Raw genomic sequence first — 20,768 nt, 5'->3', positions numbered from 1 at the left:
CCGGCTATGGGCGCTCACGTCTACTACGTGTCAGGTAGTAACAGGATTGAGTAGCCATGGAACGACCGAGCTCTGGAGGCCGGCGAGGAAGGTACTGAAGCCCCGAAGCCCTGCCGAAGCGGCCGGGTGGACGTCATGTCAGTGCAGAACTGGCGCCCGGCGGCTGGGTCGATGTCGGTTCCGGCTGAGAGGTGGACGCCAGACCCGAGTAAGCCGTACGAGGAGCCGTTCACGCCAGAGCGATGGACGGCAGAGATCATCAGAGGTCGAGCGGCCGCGCGAGACTGTGGTCGATCTACAGCTGCGGAAGGCGTCGAGAAACTTGATCATGGTGTGGGTGAATCCGGTGGTCGTCAGGAGCGGAGCCATTTGCCTCGCGCACGCGCGGCGGAGATCGTGCTGGCGAGACTTGCGCGGAGCATCGATCTTGGTAACGATTGGTAACGACATCGCCTGAGTGCATAACGTTAGACTGTTTCTCTCCGACATATCTCTGAGCTTGAGGAGGGAGTTTGGTCATGGTGGCCCCTGCACGCCCCACGCCGGGTACTGACGATTTTGCCGGCGAACTTCGTTCTCACTTGGAGAGTAGTGGCGGGCTTCCGGGGCGGCAGGCGAGGTCCGATCTCGCCTGCCGTCATCGGCTGGGCCAGTCCGAAGTCGATCGGTCGCCGATGGCTTGGAAACATGATGAGGTGACCTCGGCCGGTGAGGGTGTTGCCCTCACATCGGTTGACGACCGGAGCAGCAAGGCAGCCGAACATGTCGGCGAGCTGCCGAGCGGTGACCTCGACTGGATGTTCGGGGACGAGCTAGAGCCGGTCGTCTTGCGCGGCGCCGATGACATCGTGGGGCAAGCGTTCGACGACCTACTCGGAGACTGGTTGCGGAATGGCCAGCAACTTGCGTCGGTAGAGATCGCACTGCTCGCCGGCAAGCGGGGGCTCAGTACTCGACAGCATCACGAGCTGGCCGAACGGCTGGCAGATGCCGGAGTCGAGCCGCACGAATCTGCTCGAATTCGCCGGCGGAGTGCGATGAGTCTGGGATACCATCAGGATGCTGTCGGCCAGTACTTGAAGGCTCTGCCTCTTTACCCACTTATCGGTGGTCCGCGAGAAGTCGAGTTGTGGTCGTTGATTTCGCAAGGTTACAAAGCTCAAGACGAGCTTGACCAGTCCACGGGTGACATGTTGGGCGTGGCCCTGCGCCGGACTCTGCAGGTTCAGATCGAACGCGGACGATGCGCTCGCGCCGAATTGGTGTGTGCGAATCTACGGCTCGTCGTGAACATTGCCAAGCTTCGGCGTTATGAGTCGTCTGGGGTGGAGTTCTTGGACCGTATCCAGGACGGCAACTGTGGGCTGATTCGTGCGGCGGAGAAGTTCGACGGGTCGAAGGGGTTCAAGTTTTCAACATACGCGACGTGGTGGATCAGGCAGGCCATCGAGCGTGGCATCGGCGACCGCGGCAGGCTGATCCGCATCCCCGTTCATATGCACGAAAAAGTCCAAAAAGTGCACAGGGTGTCCCGTAACCTGACCGGACGGTTCGGCCGGGAGCCGACGTTGGCCGAGATAGCTGGTGAAGCCAACATGGAGGCGGGCGAAGTTCAGGCATTGCTGGACCTGGACAAGCCGGTGGTCAGCCTCGATGGCTTGTTAGGGGACGATGGTGATCTCCGTTTGTCCGACGTACTGGCCGCGGAAGAAGACCGCGATGGGCGTACCGATCCGGCGCAGATCGTCGTCCATGCACAGATGAGGGAGCACCTGACTCGTTGCCTCCGCTCTCGCCTGTCGGAGCGGGAGGTCCAGGTCCTGCAACGCAGATACGGCATCGGCACGGGCGACGAGGAGACGCTTGAGGCTATCGGTGCGTCGCTGGGTGTGACACGCGAGCGCGTCCGGCAGCTTGAAAAGCGCTCGTTGACCAGGCTGCGCGAGGGTAAATGTACAACCTCGCTGCGGTCATACATCATGGATGACTCGAAGTTCGGCTGAGCCGCCTTCGCCTGGAGGGATCGAAGCAAGTGAACGGCAGCAACACCCAGTCGCCGGAGCAAGCATGTCAGGTGTTCGTCGGCTGGCTCGACCGCCGAGTCGTCGCAGCAGGGCGAGGCGATGGTCTGGATCGCCTGGAGGTCGCCCCATCGGGAACCTTCTGGCTGGGTCGCCTCGCCTGTGAGGATGAGGTACAGAAGGCTGCCGGCGACGAACGATCCGAGCGGCTGGACCCCTGCGCCATAGGCATTCGCCTCCGTCCTGCGAGCGCTCCGCCGTGGTCGATGGCCGTGACGGTACGCGCCAGGGGATGGGTGAAAGACACCAAAGACGGACCTGATCCGGAAAAACGCTGGTGGCGCACCGGCCTCGTCGAAGAGAAAGTGCCCGTGTCGATCGGCGTCCAAGGGGGATCGTTCGGCTCTTCTCAACTGGCGACAGCATTCGCGGCTGTCGGCGCACCGGGTCTGACCGCCGAGCTACGTGTCGAACACCAGCAGAACGAACTGATGGTTCAACTGGTCAACACCAGTCCGGAGCAGGGGCTCGCCGATTCTCACCTGTACGAGACAGAGATCGAAATCTCGGGTCTGACTACGGTGCCGTTCCAGCTGGAGTCCCTTCCTGACAGCTTCCGCTACGACCGGAACGTGCCGGCGTACGGAGTCAACGTCGGAGTCGACGAGGTGGCACCAGGGGTCTTCCGCAGTACGGACACCGTAAGTGTGCAAACCAACAGGCCCACCTACTGGGAAGACAGCTATGCGAAGCCCGACCTGAGATTCTCGACCCTGGCCAATGAGCCGCTGCCGGAACTGGTGAAGCTGGTGGATGCGCTGGCCGAGTACAACGACGCGCACTGGTCGCCTGCTGCGCTGGACGGTCGACACGATGCCGAGGGCTGGACGGACGCCATGCGCGCGGAGGCCGACGCGGCAGCGCAAGCCGTATTTGCCGAACTTGACCGGTTGCGTACCGGCTTGACGCTGCTGGAGTCCACAGCCTCACTGATGCGGGCGTTCCAGCTGATGAACGAGGCGATCGGGGACAGCACCAGAGGAAAGTATCCCGATTGGAGGCCGTTCCAGGTCGGTTTCTTGCTCTCATCGGTTCGATTTTTGGCCGAACCGGCGGAGGAAGCCAATTACGTCGACACAGTCTGGTTCGCCACGGGCGGTGGCAAGACCGAAACGTACTTGGGGTTGTTGCTGACCGCAGCCTTCTACGATCGGCTCACCGGAAAGACCATGGGCGTGACTGCTTGGTCCAGATTCCCCCTGCGGCTACTTAGTTTGCAGCAGACCCAGCGCTTCGCCGACGCGCTGGCCTCCGCTGAGATAGTGCGTCAGGACCACAAGGTCGGCGGGGCCCCGTTCAGCCTCGGATTCCTCGTCGGCCAAGCCGGCACTCCCAACAAGATCGTGCCGACGGCAGAGTCGAAGGACGACGAAGTCACTCCGGAGAGTTCGGGCATGCCGGACAAGTACCAGGTGCTGCTGCGCTGCCCGTTCTGCCGTGACGAAAACCTGCGTATGCGCTTCAACAGGCAGCGTTGGACACTCGAACACTGTTGTACGAACGAGAGTTGTCGTTACGCAAGTCGTTCGCTTCCGGTGTACGTGGTGGACCAGGAGGTGTACCGATTCCTGCCGACGGTGGTGGTCGGCACCTTGGACAAGGCGGCGTCAATCGGTCTGCAGCAGGCCATGCGTGGGCTGGTCGGTCCGCCGCGCAGGTTCTGTTCCGAGAAGTGGCATGGGTTCACCTACGCGGACCGTGCTAAAGCGCCTAACGGTTGCCTGGTGCCGAACTGCCAGGGCAGTTCGCGCGAGTTGCCGATGGACGCGAACCGGTTCGCGCCGACACTACGACTCCAGGATGAGCTGCACCTACTGAGGGACAGCCTTGGCGCCGTCGACGCGCACTACGAGAGCCTGCTGGATCATCTGCAGCACGAAACGACCGGGAGTCGAGCAAAGATCGTGGCCAGTAGCGCGACGCTGACCGGCTACGAACGGCAGGTCGACGTGCTGTACCAGCGCGAAGGCAGGGTTTTCCCTCAACCCGGTCCGCGCGCAGGCGAGTCGTTCTGGACGGTGCCGACCGCTCAACCGTTGCGACGGTTCGTGGCGGTTGCACCCCGGGGCGTGACTCTTGAACACGTCAGCGACCGCACCCTGGACGCATTGCAGAGCAGTATCAGGGAGTTGATCGACGACCCGGCGAGAATCTGTCTGGAAGCGGGCGTTGATCCCGGGCATGCCGAGATGCTCGTCAGCCAGTACGGCACTAACGTCGTGTATGGCTCGACCCTTTACGACGTAGAAGCCGCCGGGCGCAGTCTGGGTAGCAACAACACCGTCGAAGGAATCAACGTCGAACAGCTCACCGGCCAGACCGAGTTCGACGAGGTCAGGGCCATTCTCGAACGTCTTGAGAAGCCGGAGGACGAATTCGCCGAGCGATTGCACGTGGTTGCCGCCAGTTCGATGCTTTCGCACGGGGTAGACGTCGAGCGGCTCAACACGATGGTGATGCTCGGGCTGCCGTTGACCACTGCGGAGTTCATTCAGACGACTGCACGGGTCGGCCGCGCGCGGCCGGGACTGGTATACGTTCTTCACAAGATCGGCCGGGAAAGGGATGCGCAAACGTTCCGACAGTTCGGCCCGTATGTGCGCCAAGGTGACCGGTTCGTCGACCCGATCCCGATCACCAGGCGCAGCCGGCGCGTCCTCGATCTCACGATCGCGGGTGCGGTCGCCGCCCGCACGTTGATGATCCGCGAACCGGCGAGCAAGCAGCGGTTGAGCACACCGGCGAAGCTGCGTGACTACTTGCGGACCCTCGGGCTGACGCCGCATGAAGAGGCGGCCGCGGTCGCAGCAGTGTTCGGCCTCGACGGACCCGAAGACTCCTTGCATCAGCAGCAAATCATCGACTGGCTAAAAATATGGTTTGCCGACCTCGAAGATCCGACGTTGAAGACGAACTTTATTGGCGATATCGGGCCGAGTCAGCCAATGAGAAGTCTGCGGGACGTCGAAGCGACCGCACCTATTCACGATTGAGCTTGGAATCACATGACGATTTTGGGAAGTCGGAGCGGTAGCCAGATATTGCGGACGTTTCTGCCGGAGCAGACCGTCGACCTTCGCGGTGACATCTACCGGGTTACCGAATGGTCGGCGCCCACGTCGATCGAGGTGGACACCGATCGGGTACGGCGAAGTCTTCGTCACGAGATCGCGGCGTGGACCGCTAACGCCAAGGACAGCGGGGTCGGGACGGAACTGCATCGCGGGGCATCTATCGAGGTCGTCGCGTTGGACGAGAGGCGCGGCGTCACGGTCGAACGGTACCCAGAGGTGTGGTTGTGTCGTGCCTGCAAACGCATCGGTACATCTCTGAAAAGGCAGTGCAAATGCGGACAGCGTCGTTGGGGGCAGCTGCACTTCGTCGGTTTTCATGACTGTGGCCGAATGGAAGTTCCGTGGATTCGGCGATGTCCCAAGCATGACGACGTCAAGGTTGTCATTCCGAAAAGTGCCAAGGCGACAGACATTACGTTCGTGTGTCCGGAATGTCATATCAAAACAATGAACGGACTTGGTTTCAACCGAAAATGTCCGTGTGGCAACGGCACGTTCAAATGGAATGTGCATAAGGCGCGCACCGTCTACACGCCGCGCGGCATGGTATTGATCAATCCGCCCCGCCCTGAACATCGGGAGAATCTTCAACTGGCCGGCGGTGCCCGAAAGGCTCTGGCGTGGGTGGTGGATGGCCTCACCGCGCAGCGACCGGCGGACGTCGCTGCGAAGCCGACCAAGGACGAAATGCTCGCCCAACTGATCAAGGGTGGCATCAATGAGGCATACGCCAACGCAATGGCGGACGCCGCCGAGAGGGATGGACAACTGACGAAGCCCGGCGACCACCCGGTTGATTCCTTGTCCGGAGTTCGTCGTGAAGAGGCGGAGCGCGCGGCTGTCGATATCGCCATGGCGCTGGCCGAAAATAGGCAGCCGACCACCTCGCTGCGCAGCGCAACGCCTGGCGACCAACTCGATCGTCGCTATCGCGAGGTCTACCCGACAGTGCTGGCGCGCGCTGGCATCGATGGCCTCGACCTGGTTGACCAGTTTCCGGTTCTGACGGCCATGTACGGATTCACCAGGGGGGATGACGACCCGGCGAGATGCACACTGGTGCCGTTCCGTCGACGTGGAGGTGGCTACCGACTCTACGGCAATCTGGCCAAGACCGAGGCGTACCTGGTTCGTCTGGACCCGGTGCGGGTGGCGAACTGGCTGATCGGACGCGGCCACGCGCTGACAGGGTGGTCAACGAGTGACACCGATCCGGTCGTAGCCCGGGTGGCGATCCTGGAGTCCGCCACACCGCCGGACAAGAAGGACTCCCAGTCGACCGACTCGTCGGGTGCGGACCTGCTGCGGTTGATCCACACCTATGCGCACCGGTTCATCCGACAGACTGCGGCGTTTTCCGGTATCGAACGGGACGCGTTGAGCGAGTATTTGGTGCCAGGTCATCTGGGATTCTTCGTGTACGCGGCAGCTCGTGGCGACTTTGTGCTCGGCGGACTGCAGGCGGTTTTCGAGTCCAATTTGGATGATCTGCTGACGGCGTTCTTGGATGCAGAGCATCGATGCCCGCTCGATCCGGGGTGCAGTCGCGGTAGCGGAGCATGCAGTGCTTGTGTGCATCTGGGGGAGCCGTCGTGCAGGTTCTTCAACCGATTCTTGAATCGGGACACACTCTTCGGTCCCGGTGGATACTTGCGGATCGGCTCATGACCCTCCGTCAATCGGCCTCGAACCGATCTGCGGCGGCGGCCAAGCCGGGACGGTTCTGTCCGGAACCCAGAGCCCAACTGTTCGGGCGGTAACGAATCCGCCGTGGCGTCGACCATGCTTGTCAGTGAAGTGATGACGATCGAGAGGTAGCTGTGACGGCAACGAAGCCCGGAGCCGACAGCGTATTCGCACCTGGTTCGATGGTGCTGATCAGGGGAGAGGAATGGCTGGTCAGCGCGGTTGAAGACACCGCTGACGGGAAGCTCGTGCATGTGCAAGGGCTTGGTGAGCTGGTCAGGGACACCAGCGCGTCGTTCTACAGCAGCCTCGACGAAATCGTTCCGCTGGAGCCGGCAGACGCGACAGTCGTCGCCGACGCCAGCGCGCGCTACCGCACCGCCCGGCTGTGGCTGGAGTCGACGATCCGCAAGATCCCGCACCCCATCGGCGAGCAGGCGTTGTCGGTGGCCAGCCGAGGACTCGCCGACGCGTTGAGCTATCAGCAATCGGCCGTGCGTAAGGCGCTCGATCCAGCGAACCTGCGGCCACGGCTGCTCTTGGCGGACGCAGTCGGGCTCGGCAAGACCCTCGAAATCGGCATGATCCTCTCAGAGCTGGTGCAGCGTGGGCGCGGCGAACGGATCCTCGTGGTGACGCCCAGGCACGTCCTGGAACAAATGCAGCACGAGCTCTGGTGCCGGTTCGCGTTGCCGTTCGTCCGGCTGGACTCGGCGGGCATTCAGCGCGTGCGGCAGAAGTTGCCCGCCACGCGAAACCCGTTCACGTACTTCAAGAGGGCGATCATCTCGATCGACACGCTGAAGTCCGACCGCTACGTGGCGAGCCTGAGCAAGCAGCGCTGGGACGCGGTGGTGATCGACGAGTCGCACAACCTGTCCAACTCGGCGACGTTGAACAACCGGCTGGCCCGGATCCTCGCCCGCAACGCCGAGGCGTTGATCCTCGCGTCGGCGACACCGCACAACGGGCGCGCTGACTCGTTCGCCGAACTGCTCCGCCTGCTAGATCCGTCTGCGGTACCGCCGGACGACCAGCTCGACAAGGATGAGGTGCGCCGGCTGGTTGTGCGCAGGCATCGACATAGCCCAGAGGTCGCGCAGGTCGTCGGCGCCGACTGGGCGTCGCGGCAAGAACCGGAGAATGTGCTCGTCCCAGCGACAGCCCAGGAGAACACGGTCGCTCGTGAGCTTGCGGACATTTGGCTGTGGCCAGGAACAGGCGGCAGCCCATATTCGGGACAGAACGCTTCGCTGTTTCCCTGGACCTTGGCCAAGGCGTTCCTATCTTCACCGGAAGCCCTGCGGGAAAGTATCGACGGCAGGTTGGGCAGGCTTGGCGACGACGACCGGGCCGCGCGGGAACGCCGGGCCCTGCACGAACTTGCCGAGCTCAACGACCAGTGCCGGATCTCGGCGAAGTACCAGCGACTGGTGGAGCACCTGAAACGAATCGGGGTCGGCAAGAACAAGCAGGTGCGCGCAGTGGTGTTCGCCGAGCGTCTGGAGACGTTGCGCTGGCTCCACCGCAATCTGCCGCAGGACCTGAAAATGCCTTCCGAGGCTGTGGCGTTGATGCACGGTGGGCTCGCCGACGAGGAGCAGCAGGCGGTCGTCGAGGCGTTCAAACAGGAACAGGCGTCGGTGCGGGTACTGGTCACCGGGGATGTCGCTTCCGAGGGCGTCAACCTGCACGCGCAATGCCACCACCTGATCCACTATGACATCCCGTGGAGCCTGATCCGCATCGAGCAACGCAACGGTCGGATCGACCGGTACGGGCAGAAACACCCGCCGCTGATCACCGCGCTGCTGCTAGATCCGGACGGCGAGAGGTTCGCCGGCGACGTGCGTATTCTGGCCAGGCTGCTGGAGAAGGAGAACGAGGCGCACACCGCGCTCGGCGACGTCGCCTCGCTGATGGGCCACTACGACGTGAAGAGCGAGGAGGACGACATTCGCGCCGTGCTGGCCGGCAGCAAGGAGCTCGACGACGTGGTCCGCCCGGTCACTGACGTCGCTGCGGGCAACGACCTAACCGCCTTGTTCGCCCAGCTCTTCGACGCCCCCGGCGCCGAGCAGGTGGAGCCGAGCCCGCCGGCGCCGATCGAGACTGGTCCCACGCTCTATTTCGACGACGTGTCCTACCTGGAGGACGCGCTGCGTCAAGCGTTCATCGACCCGACCGCGACACCGGCCAAGGGCGGTGTCAGCTGGCGCAGGGATGTTGACTTCGGCACCGCGGAACTCGTACCGCCGCCGGATCTGGCTCAGCGTTTCGACGTGTTGCCGCAGCGATACCTGGCCGAACGCAAGGTCACCGAGAAACTGGTTCTGGCCACTACCCCGGCGCGCGGTAAGGACCGGCTGGCTGCCGCGTTGCGGGACGCCACGAAGCTGAGCTGGCCGGACGCGCACTACCTCGCGCCGCTGCATCCGGTGCTGGACTGGGCGGCTGACCGGGCGCTGGCCGCTTTGGGGCGCAACGAAGTGTTCGCCGTCCGCGGTGCCGTTGACGTGCCCACGGTGCTGCTGGTCGGCACGTTGACCAACAAGCGTGGCCAAGTCGTCGCGGTTGCCTGGCTGACCGCGCAGTTCCCTGCTCCTGAAGATCCGTCGTTCGCGTTGATCGCCCCGCACGGCTCGGCCCGCGACGCGCTCGTGGAACTTGGTTGGCACCAAGTGCACACAAACCCCGGCCCGGTTGACGTCACGGATCTACAAGGGCTCGTTGCGCCGGCCGTTCAGCAGGCTGAACAACACCTGCGGACATTGTTCGACGCGGCGGCGAAGGACGTGGCGAGCCGGGTCGAGCAATGGTCGACACGGCTGGACAACTGGGACGACGAGGCCGAGGCCCTGATCCAGCGCAGTGAGCTCAAGCATCGCCGGGCAACCGTGGACCAGGAGCGGGCCATGGTGGCTGCGATGGTTCCGGACCGGCAACTGGTCCGCCCGCTGCTGGTGGTCGTTCCGGAACCCGAAGGAGAGAAGTGATGGCCGGCTCGGACGCGATCATCGTCGGTGAAGGCTGGCTCTCCGAGCACTACTTCAGCACCGATGCCACCAAAGAGTCCTTTCGGGCGAAGGTGTCGGAGCGCAGGAAGTTCTGGGACGACGAAGACAAAGAGAGCCGGGAAACCGCCCGCTCGAGGTTCATCACGGCCCGCCAGGGGCTGGAACGCGATCTTGCTGCGGTGACCGAACTGCTCGACCCGTCCGCGGAGGCGGCAGCCGCTCGTGACGGCCGCACCGCCGACGATGTCGCTGCGGACGTGAACGCGCGACTGCTCGACATCCTCGGCTTGACCGGTCACGCTCTGGTAGTCGAACGGGCTGGCCCGCTGCTGCGGATCTCTGCCCTAGGGGTCGAGAAAAATGCCCCGTTGGTAGTGCTTTCCGCTCGCCCGGTTGCGGCGGTGGAGGATCTGCTCTCCCGTGACGCGGTGACGTTGCCGGAAGCGGTGCAACTCGCCGAGGACGGCGATGAGATCAAGTCCGTTGCCCGGCTGACGTCGTCGTTGTTCGTGGCCGAGGAGGCCCCGGAGTTCGTGCTGGTGCTGGCCGGGCGGTGGGCGCTGCTGGCCGAGCGGGAACGCTGGGCCGAGGGCCGCTATCTGGCGGTCGATGTGCAGCTGGTCTGTGAACGCAATGACACCAAGAAGGCCGGCGAGATCGACCGGGTGCTCACTTGCCTGTCCGCGGAGTCGGTCGCCCCTGACGCGGAAGGCGCCATTTGGTGGCACGGCGTGCTTGAGGCGTCAGTCAAGCACACGGTGGGCGTGTCGAAGGACCTCCGCGACGGCGTTCGCCTGTCGATCGAGATCATCGCCAACGAGGTACTTGACCGCCGTCGAGCGCAGGGACTCGATCCGCTCCCGCCCAGCGAGGCGCAGGAGCTGGCGAAGCAGTCGCTGCGGTTTCTGTATCGGATCCTGTTCCTGCTCTACGCCGAGGCGTCGCCGGAGCTCGGAGTGCTCCCGGTGGGCGCGCCCGAGTACGACCAGGGGTACAGCCTCGACCGGTTGCGTGAGCTGATCCAGGTCGAACTGGCCACGCCGCAGGCCCGTAGTGGCACCCACCTGTACGAATCCCTGGCGGTACTATTCGGGCTGGTCGAGAACGGCCACGCCCCGTCGACGAGTGACGACGAGTCGGAGGTCGCGGCTGGACTCGCGTTCAACGCGCTGCGGGCAGATCTCTTTCAGCCGGTGAAGACTGCGCACATCGACGAGGTGCGGCTCGGCAATGCCGCGTTGCAGCAAGTGCTCACGCATCTGTTGCTCAGCAAGGAATCTCAAGGCAAGGACCGCGGCTTCATTTCCTACGCGGAACTCGGCATCAACCAGCTGGGGGCGGTGTACGAGGGCCTGATGTCCTACACCGGGTTCTTCGCCGAAACCGACCTCTACGAGGTGGCCAAGGGCGGCGATGGGGCGAAGGGTTCCTGGGTGGTGCCGGTCGACCGCGCCGACGGCATCTCACCAGAAGACTTCGTCAAGGCCGTTGACCCACGTACCGGGGAGAGGCGCCCGGTGCTGCACCCGGAGGGTTCGTTCGTCTTTCGTCTCGCCGGCCGCGAACGCCAGCAGTCCGCGTCGTACTACACCCCGGAAGTCCTCACTCGCTTTACTGTCGGCCAGGCGCTGGAAGAACTCCTCGACCAGGACGGGACGACGAGCGCGGCGGACATACTCACGCTCACAGTGTGCGAGCCTGCCCTCGGTTCCGGTGCGTTCGCAATCGAAGCAGTCCGACAGCTGGCCGACCAGTACCTCAAACGTAAGCAAACAGAACTCAGCATCCGGATCGACCCGGACGAGTACCCGCGGCGCCTGCAGGAGGTCAAGGCGTACCTCGCGCTGCACAACGTGTACGGGGTCGACCTCAACTCGACCGCCGTCGAGCTCGCGGAAATCTCGCTCTGGCTGGACACCATGGTCTCCGGCTTGTCAGCACCGTGGTTCGGCCTGCATCTGCGCCGCGGTAACTCCCTGGTCGGTGCGCGCCGAGCGGTTTACACCCGTAACCAGGTGAGCACCAAGTCCTGGCTCACCGAAGTCCCCCGCGACATCCCGCTCACATCGCTCGTTGACGACATCTCGAACGACCAGATTGCAGCCGACGGCATCCATCACTTCCTGCTGCCCGCCGACGGATGGGGCGCTGCAGCCGACTCGAAGGAAGCAGCGGCGCTCGCGAAGAACGCAGCAAAGGCGGTGAAGGACTGGCGGAACCGCGTCCGCAAGAAGCCGACTCAGAAACAGGTGAACGCGCTCGTCGAACTCGCTCATCGGGTCGAGATCCTTTGGCAGATCGCCTACCGCCGGCTGAACATCGCCGAGCAGGAGATCCGCCGGGATATCCCGGTCTGGGGTGTCGACGATCGTCCGGTCGGGGGCGTGGTGAAACGTGAGCAGATCGAAGCGGCACTGGCCGACCGAAACGGCGCCTATCAACGCCTGCGTCGTGTCATGGACGCCTGGGCCGCGTTGTGGTTTTGGCCGCTCACCACGGACACTCAGCCCCCGGACCTGGACGGCTGGATCGCGGCACTCCAGGCGTTGATCGGACGCAACCCGGAGATCCGTAAGAAGAACTCGGGGCCGACCTTCGCTCAGGCTGCCGACTGGAAAGAACTCAACCAGGCTGAAGACCTCGACCTCACTTTTGCTGGTGTCCGACCAGTGGCCACGGTCCTCCGCGACCACCCCTGGCTGGCGGTATGCGAACAGGTCGCCGAGCAGCAGGGTTTCTTCCATTGGAACCTGGACTTTGTCACGGTCTTCGCTCGAGGCGGGTTCGACCTCCAGGTAGGAAACCCGCCGTGGGTCCGCCCTCGCTCCGACGTCGACGCGCTACTGGCCGAAGGCGATCCCTGGTGGAAGCTGGCCGCCAAACCTTCGGAGACGAAGCGGGAAGCGAAACGCGAGGAAACCCTCGCGCTGCTGGAGATTCGCGATCTCGTGCTCGATGGCACCACCGACGTTGCGTGCACCGCAGAATTTGTCGGGTCGCTGGCGCAGTACCCGCATCTGCAGGGGTTCCAGCCCGATCTCTACCGCTGCTTCATGGAGCAGACGTGGCGGCTCGGCTCCCAGCGTGGCGCGGTCGGTCTCATTCATCTCGATACACATTTCACCGACGACAAGGCAGGGATGCTGCGTGCTGAAGTCTACCGCCGACTGCGCCGGCACTGGGAGTTCAGTAACGAGCTTCAACTTTTTGACATCGGGAACCAGAGGCATTACAGCGTAAACATCTACGCTCAGCACCGCCCTGCGGTTTCGTTCCGTCATGCCGTTTCGCTGTACCATCCTGACACGGTGAGCCGGTCGCTCGTCCACGATGGATTGGGGCCGGAGCCCGGCCTCAAGGACGACGGGGGGAACTGGGACCAGCGCCCACATCACGGGCGGATCACTCAGGTTACCGACGACGTACTGGCGACCTGGCACGCCGTCTTGGAGGTTTCGACGACGCCGGTCCCACAGACTCGCATGGTTTATGCGGTCAATCGGTCCGCGGCCTCCGTGTTGAACAGGCTGTCCGGGTTGCCGCGAATCGGCGGACTTGGGCTTCGCTTCTCCCGCGGATGGGATGAGAGTATCGACCGGAAGAAAGGCTACTTCGAGGCCCGCTGGGGCGCGCCAAGTACCTGGGACGATGTAATCTTGCAGGGTCCGCACTTGTACGTCGCTACACCACTGAACAAGACCCCGAACAAGACAATGCTGAGCAACGTGGACTGGTCGGCCACCGACTTCGAGAGCCTCGCACCGGATGCCGTGCCGATCACCACTTACAAGCCCAATGGTGACCGCTATCGCTACGACTGCGCTTACACCGACTGGGGTGACGAGGAAAAGCCCGTACCCGCACGAGACTACTACCGTATCGCCTGGCGGAACATGGGCGTCAACACCAATGAGCGGACCCTCATATCGGCGCTAATTCCTCCGGGTCCCGCCCACATCCATGGCGTCTCCTCGGCGGGAGCACCCGAGGAAGAACTTCGTGACCTTGTTGCTGTGAGTGGCTATCTCAGCTCACTTGTCAGCGATTTCGCGGTCCGCGTGGTACCCAAGGCGACCATCAGCATGGGCACAGTCAATCGACTGCCATGGCAAAGCGACCGCCTTCAAGCAGAGCTGATCTTGCGCACCCTCCGCCTCAACGCTGTCACCGACGCCTACGCCGACCTCTGGGCAAAATGCTGGTCGCCCGCATTTACCGGTGACTCTTGGACCGGCGGCCTCTCTCACTCTCACCGCCCCGAGTTGGGCGCGGTTGAGCCTACCTGGACCCCCGATACCCCGGTGCGGGTCGCCGCCGAACGCCGCCAGGCTCTCGTCGAGATCGATGCGCTAGTCGCGCTCACGCTTGGCCTGACCGCCGACGAGCTGTGCACGATCTACCGCACGCAGTTCGCAGTGCTCTACGGGTACGACCGAAACGTCTACCACTACGACGCCAATGGGCGGTTGGTTCCCAACTCCGTGCTCACCGTGTGGCGGAAGAAGGGAGAGCGGATGTCGCCTGAGGAGCGGACGGCTACCAATCAGGCAGAGAACACATACACGTACGAATTCCCGTTCATCACGTTGGACAGGGAGCACGACATGCGCGCTGCGTATGCGGACTTTCAGCGCCGTCTTGAGGAGCGGTCGTGAGCGAGCTGCTGCCGACACTGCAGGCGGACCGGATCAGGGCCGGGCTCGTCGACTACCTGACGACCACGTTCGGACTGACCGACGGGGACGCGCGGGACGCGCTCGACCGGTTTCTCTCCGATCCGGACACCGGCATGTTCAAGGGACCTTACGTCCGTCTCCGCCTGCCGTTCCGGCCCGCCGACGCCGGCTGGCGCGACACACTCGACTGGTACGAAGGCTTCCCGCCGTACGGACACCAGGCCGCCGCTTTCGGCCGGCTTGCGTCGAAGGTCGACGGACAGGACCGCCGCCCGCTGTCGACCTTGGTGACTACCGGTACCGGCTCCGGCAAGACCGAGGCGTTTCTGTATCCGATCATCGACCACGTCTTGCGCGCCCGGCGAAACGGCGAAAAGGGTACCAAGGCGCTGATCCTGTACCCAATGAACGCGCTGGCCAACGACCAGGCGGCGCGGTTGACCACGCTACTCACCACGCACCGCGAGCTCGCCGACGTCACCGCGGCGCTTTACACCGGCCAAGACGGGCCGACACGCACCAAGGTCACCAAAGACGGGCTGATCACCGACCGCGGCATCATCCAGGACACTGCGCCAGACGTTCTGCTGACCAACTACAAGATGCTCGACCAACTGCTGTTGCGCGTCGGGGACCAGGAGATTTGGCGGCAGTCCGCAACCAGCTTGCGTTACGTAGTGCTCGACGAGTTCCACACCTACGACGGCGCGCAGGGTACCGACGTCGCTATGCTCCTGCGTCGTCTGGGCCTCACACTGAAGAGCCACTGGAACGACGATGACCCAAGCATCGACGCCGCCGCGCGACGCCGGCCGCTGGGGCTCGCTGCACCGGTCGCCACCTCTGCCACATTGGGTGACAAGGGCGATCCGACGGTCATGCTTGACTTCGCCGCCACTGTGTTCGGCGAAGAATTCGACGCCGACGCGGTCGTCACCGAAACCCGGCTAGGCCTCGATGAGTGGTCTACGGGGGCGGACCCGGGGCTTACCCCGGTCTCGTTGGTCGACCTCGACGTGCCGGGCATCATGAACAAGGTCGCGGAGCTCGGACACGATCCGATCGGTGAGCAACTCGCCCACACCGTGCTCGGTGCGCTCTACGGCGTTGATGCGACGGCGTTTGTCGGCGCCACGCCGGAACGGCTCAACGCCGCCTGCCGAGCACACCCGCTGATCCACGACCTCGCCCGTCACGCTGAATCCGCGATCGCGCTCGACGACCTGGCCATCGATGTGCTGGGCACCGACCCGGAGTTCGTCGGCTACGTGCTCGGTGCGCTCGGGCACGTTCGCGCCGTCGCCGGCAGGGCAGCCTTGTCGGTGGACCTCCACCAATGGGTGCGCGAGTTGACGCGCATCGACCGGACCGTCGCGGCGACCACCCGGTTTCGCTGGGGCGACGACGGTCCGGCCGTCGCAGACGACGCCGAAGCCCGGCCGTCGTTGCCGGCCATCTTCTGCAGGCATTGCGGCCGGTCTGGCTGGGGTGTCGGCCTTGCCCCTGTCGGCAACAGCCTTGCCGTCGAAGACGACGACATCCGGCGCAACCACGCTGCCCGTGAAGGCCGGTTCCGGGCACTGCTGTACGCACCCGTCGAAGCCGCCGCCGACCTGGACAGCGACGTGCCCGTCGAGGGGTTGGCATGGTTTTCCGTGCGGCACCGGGAATTGCTCACCAGCGTCGCCGAGGATGACCCAGAACTGCGCGATGGCTGGATCCTGCCGGTGCTCACCACCACCGGCCTCGACGCAGACGCCGACGCAAACAAGGACACTTGCCCGTCTTGCGGCCAGGAAGACGGCATCCGGTTTCTCGGCAGTGCGATCGCCACCCTGCTGTCGGTGTCGCTGTCGACGTTGTTCGGCACACCGACGCTGGACACGCGAGAGAAAAAGGCGCTCGTGTTCACCGACTCGGTGCAGGACGCTGCGCACCGAGCCGGATTCGTGCAGGCCCGCTCGCACACCCTCACCCTGCGTTCGGTGTTCGCCGACGCCGTCGCCGACGGCCCGCTCACCCTGGACGCGCTGGTCGACGAGGTGATCCGGCAGGCGGGCGACGACCCGTTCGCCCGCTACCGAATCCTCGCACCGGACTGCGCCGACCGGGAGTCGTTCGCCCCGTTCTGGCGAGCTCCGACGCTGCGCGCGGTGCGCGCGCCTGTGAGGTCCAGGGTGCGTAAACGGCTCTCGCTCGCCACCGCGCTGGAGTTTGGGCTCAACTCGAGGACTGGTCGCACCCTCGAACTCACAGGCACGGTTGCCGTCGAGGTGGAAGCCGGTACGCCGCAGCGCGTCGCCGGTATCGCGCGCGCCGCGCTGGCGGGCACGTCCTGGCAGGAGAAACTCGACAGTGAGCCACGCTCCGACGCGACGATGATCGCCTGGGTCCGTGGCGTGTTGGACCGGATGCGCGCGCAAGGTGCCATTGACCATCCATGGTTCGATCGCCTTCGCGCCGAGGACGGCCGGGACTGGTCGATCTGGGGCGGGCGGCCGCGCAGTGAAGGCATGCCCGCGTTCCCCAGAAACCGACCGGCCCCCGCATACCCGAAGGTCGGCGGGACCGGCGCCACTGGGCGTGGTGTAGATGCCGTCACCGCATCCCAGTCCTGGTATGCCCGCTGGACCAGTCGAGTGCTCGATGTGTCTCCACCCGACGGCGGGCGGCTGGGCAAGCTGTTGTTCGACCGGCTCGCCCGCGACGGCGTGCTCAACACGACCATCAGCGACGCCGGCGCCACCGTGTACGCCATCCCGGCATCCGGCGTCGTGGTCGCGCCGCCGGACACCGCGCTGCGACTGCTGGTGTGCGACGTCTGCCGGGCCGTGACGCCCGGCTCACCCGCCACCATCGACCAGCTCCTCGCTGCGCCCTGCTTGCATGTTCGTTGCCGTGGTCGGCTGCGCGTGGAGGAGTCGCCGGACAACTTCTACCGGCGTCTTTACGCGTCCCCGGACATGCGTCGGGTGGTCGCCCGTGAACACACCAGCCTGTTGGACGACGAGACCCGACAGGCCTACGAAGATGGTTTCCGCAACGCAGCAGGCAGCCCACAGGCGCCGAACGTGCTGGTCGCGACGCCGACGCTTGAAATGGGCATCGACATCGGTGACCTTTCCGCGGTGTTTCTGGCTTCGTTGCCGCGCACCGTGGCCTCGTATCTGCAACGCGTCGGCCGCGCCGGACGACTCACCGGCAATGCGCTGAACCTCGCGTTCGTCACCGGACGTGGTGACCAGCTACCCAAGATCGGCGATCCACTGTCGGTCGTGGACGGAGAGGTTCGTCCACCGGCCACCTACCTTGCGGCGGAGGAGATCCTGCGTCGGCAGTACGTCGCCTATCTCGCTGACGGCTTCGCACGCGATCCCCGGCGTCCACATCCACGTACCGCCGTCGGCGCGATCGGGTCGGACAAACCGGGTACTTTCCTCGGTGCACTCGTTCGGCATGCCGAGCAGGGAGCCGACGAGCACCTGGCCGCGTTCACCGCGACTTTCGCGGACCTGCCCGACTACGTGGTGACGGAACTGCGTGAGTGGCTTCGGCCAAGTTCAGGGCCGGGAACCAGCGAGTTCGCTGCGTACGTGCACGCCGCGAGCGCGCGTTGGCAGTCAACGGTGGATACGTTGCTGAAACGGCAGGAAGCGATCACCGAGCTGCTGCCGGACCTCGAAGCCAGGATGGCGTCCCCAGCCGCCACCGACGACGATAGACAAGCGTTGCGTTCGGCGAAGGCCACCGCGAAGCTCACCGCCGGGCAGCTCGGGCACCTGCGCGGCACGTACTGGATCAGCGTGCTGGAGGAGTACGGGCTCTTCCCCAACTACACGCTGCTGGACGACTCGGTCACCTTGGACGTCGGGTTGTCTTGGACCGATCCGGATACGGGTGCGCATGAGTACGGCTCGGCCCAGTTCAATCGTGGCTCGGCGTTGGCGCTGCGTGATTTCGCTCCCGGCGCCACGTTCTACGCTCGCGGCTGGGAGATCACCATCGACGCGGTGGACCTGGGCCTCGACGGCGCGTCCATTCGTACCTGGGCGTTCTGCCCGTCCTGTGGCTTTGCCGTTGACGTCGCCGAGACCGGCCGCGATCTGCCCGTCCCGCCGTGTCCCAGGTGCGGCGGCCGGGGTATTTCGGACACCGGGCAACGCATCGACATGGTCGAATTGACCAGAGTTTCCGCTGAGGTCCGGCGTGACGAAGTGGCGATCTCCGACCGGCGCGACGACCGTGAGCGAGCCGCCTTCCATATCGTCACGGCCGCCGACATCGACCCGGCGAACGCGGTGCGTCGCTGGTTCGTCGAGGACACCGGGCTCGGTTGCACCTACTTGCGCAGCGTCGACCTGCGCTGGATAAACCTCGGATCACCCGGCCAGGGCGCTACCCGCACGATCAGCGGAGAGGAGCGGCAGGGCCTGCTGTTCCGCGTCTGCTCCGGATGTGGGAAGAAGGACACCGACGCCGGCCGTAACCGACCGCATGAACACCGGCCATGGTGTCCTTATCGGACGGCCGCAGACGAGATGACCAGCACGATCGCCTTGTCCAGGACGTTGCGTACCCAAGGGCTGCTCATCAGACTGCCACGCGTGGTCACCCTGGGGGATGACTTCGCGGTTCCCAGCATCGGTGCCGCACTGTTGCTCGGATTGCGTGAACATCTAGGTGGCCACCCGGACCACATCCAGGTCGAATTCGTGGTGGACCCCACGCTCTCGGACGGCACCGACAACCACGACGCGATCCTGCTGCACGACGTCGTGCCCGGCGGTACCGGTTATCTCGCCGAAATCGCGGACCCGGAGCGACTGCGCGAGTTGCTTTTGCTTGCTTGGCAACGGGTTCGTGAATGTGAATGCAGGCACGAGCAGCGTCTGGCCTGTCATCGCTGTCTGCTGCCGTTCGTGGCTCCCGGCATGGTCCGCCGAGCGTCCAGATCGTCGGCGGAACGGCACCTACGTACCCTGCTCGGTTTGCCTGCCGACGCGTTTGCTGCAGAAGGAACGACCTGGGCGGTGACCGAAGTGGCGCCACACGAGGAGCCGGAATCTCATCTGGAGCGCGCGTTCCATCGTCTGTTCGTCGGCAAGATCCGCCGCGCGGCCGCCACCGTCACCGAAACCCCTGGCCCCACGGGCAACGTCGTCCGTTTCACGTTGCCCGGTGGACACCGGCAGTGGACGCTGACCCCACAGGCCAACGTGGCCGACTCACGGCCGGACTTCCTGCTGCACACCAATGACATGAACGTGCCGGACGTTGCGATCTTCACCGACGGTCGGGCCTACCACGCCACATCGACCTGCAACCGGCTCGCCGACGATGCCGCGAAACGCGCGAACTTGCGCGACGCAGGCGTGCTCGTCGTCGCCGTCGCCATGGCCGACCTCGACGCGGCCGAGCAACCGCCCTGGTATCACCCGAATCTGGCGGGAAGTTTCCTGAACGTGCCGCAGTTCCAGGCGCCGCCGGAGGCGTACAGGGCACTCGGGCGCGGCCCGGTGGACTGGCTGGTCGATTGGGTGCTTGCGCCGGCGCCGGACGCGGTTCGCGCCGTCAGCCGGGCGGTGCCTATGTTCCTCGCGCCTGATGCTCAACCGGTTACCGTCACCGACGGGGTCACCCTCGAGGTCGTCGCCAGGGCGGCTCTGCTGGACGAACACCTCCCGGGTGGCGACCGCAAGGTCCATCTGTACCGGATGGGCGCGCTTGCCGCCGTCGTAGAGATGCTGCCGACCATGGTCGTGCGAGTGGCGGTCGTGCTGGACGACCGCGACAAGGTGTTGAACGACGCGCATGCCGATGCGTGGCGAGGTTGGCTGCAGCTGGCCAACGCACTCGCTGCGCGTGACTGGCCGACAGTGATCGCAACGACCAGCCAGGTCAGCCCGGAGGCGACGCCAGTGGCAGAACCAATTGGGGAAGACCGGCCGCTGGGTGTCTGGGCGGACGTGTACGACGCTGCCACGTTGGGTAACGAACGCAAGCTAATCGCTGCGCTTGCCGCGCACATTGGGATCGGGCCACCGGAGATCGGTACCGAGGGCCCCGACGGAATCATGCTCGACGTCAGTTGGCCTACACAACGCGTCGCCGTTGCCTTCGATCACATGCCCCAACAGGACCGCGAGGACTTGGTCGCAGCAGGATGGCAGGTCGTGAAAGCCGAACCGGAACAGATCATCGCCGCACTTGAGCGGAAATAGGAATTCGGGGAAC

The 20,768-nt window shown here is 64.6% G+C and carries 6 protein-coding genes; all 6 read left to right on the top strand.

What is annotated here, in order from left to right:
* The first annotated feature begins 518 nt into the window (after positions 1-518).
* The 6 genes from M8542_RS31395 (at position 519) to M8542_RS31370 (ending at position 20,755) form a co-directional block, all read left to right on the top strand.
* On the top strand, positions 519-2,003 hold the full coding sequence (locus M8542_RS31395) for a sigma-70 family RNA polymerase sigma factor (RefSeq protein ID WP_257923892.1): 1,485 nt from the start codon (positions 519-521) through the stop codon (positions 2,001-2,003).
* A gap of 29 nt (positions 2,004-2,032) precedes the next feature.
* The gene (locus M8542_RS31390; protein WP_257923891.1) at positions 2,033-5,074 is read left to right on the top strand and encodes a helicase-related protein; all 3,042 of its coding nucleotides are present in this window, start codon (positions 2,033-2,035) and stop codon (positions 5,072-5,074) included.
* Positions 5,075-5,086: 12 nt separating this feature from the next.
* Positions 5,087-6,823 (top strand): DUF8724 domain-containing protein, encoded by a 1,737-nt coding sequence (locus M8542_RS31385; RefSeq protein ID WP_257923890.1) that lies wholly within the window; start codon positions 5,087-5,089, stop codon positions 6,821-6,823.
* Between the two features lie 200 nt (positions 6,824-7,023).
* Positions 7,024-9,837, top strand: a complete 2,814-nt coding sequence (locus M8542_RS31380; RefSeq protein WP_257923889.1) for a helicase-related protein — start codon at positions 7,024-7,026, stop codon at positions 9,835-9,837.
* Positions 9,837-14,513: a class I SAM-dependent DNA methyltransferase gene (locus M8542_RS31375; RefSeq protein ID WP_257923888.1), complete on the top strand. Its 4,677-nt coding sequence runs from the start codon at positions 9,837-9,839 to the stop codon at positions 14,511-14,513. Before M8542_RS31380 ends, M8542_RS31375 begins: the two co-directional genes overlap by 1 nt.
* On the top strand, positions 14,510-20,755 hold the full coding sequence (locus M8542_RS31370) for a DEAD/DEAH box helicase family protein (RefSeq protein ID WP_257923887.1): 6,246 nt from the start codon (positions 14,510-14,512) through the stop codon (positions 20,753-20,755). The genes M8542_RS31375 and M8542_RS31370 overlap by 4 nt, the downstream gene beginning before the upstream one ends.
* The last annotated feature ends 13 nt before the right edge of the window (positions 20,756-20,768 follow it).

Origin of the sequence: Amycolatopsis iheyensis, assembly GCF_024703995.1 — a bacterium.
GTDB lineage: Bacteria > Actinomycetota > Actinomycetes > Mycobacteriales > Pseudonocardiaceae > Amycolatopsis > Amycolatopsis iheyensis.
The sequence above is the reverse complement of the archived record's forward strand: the minus strand, read 5'-3'. Positions and strand labels throughout refer to the sequence as shown.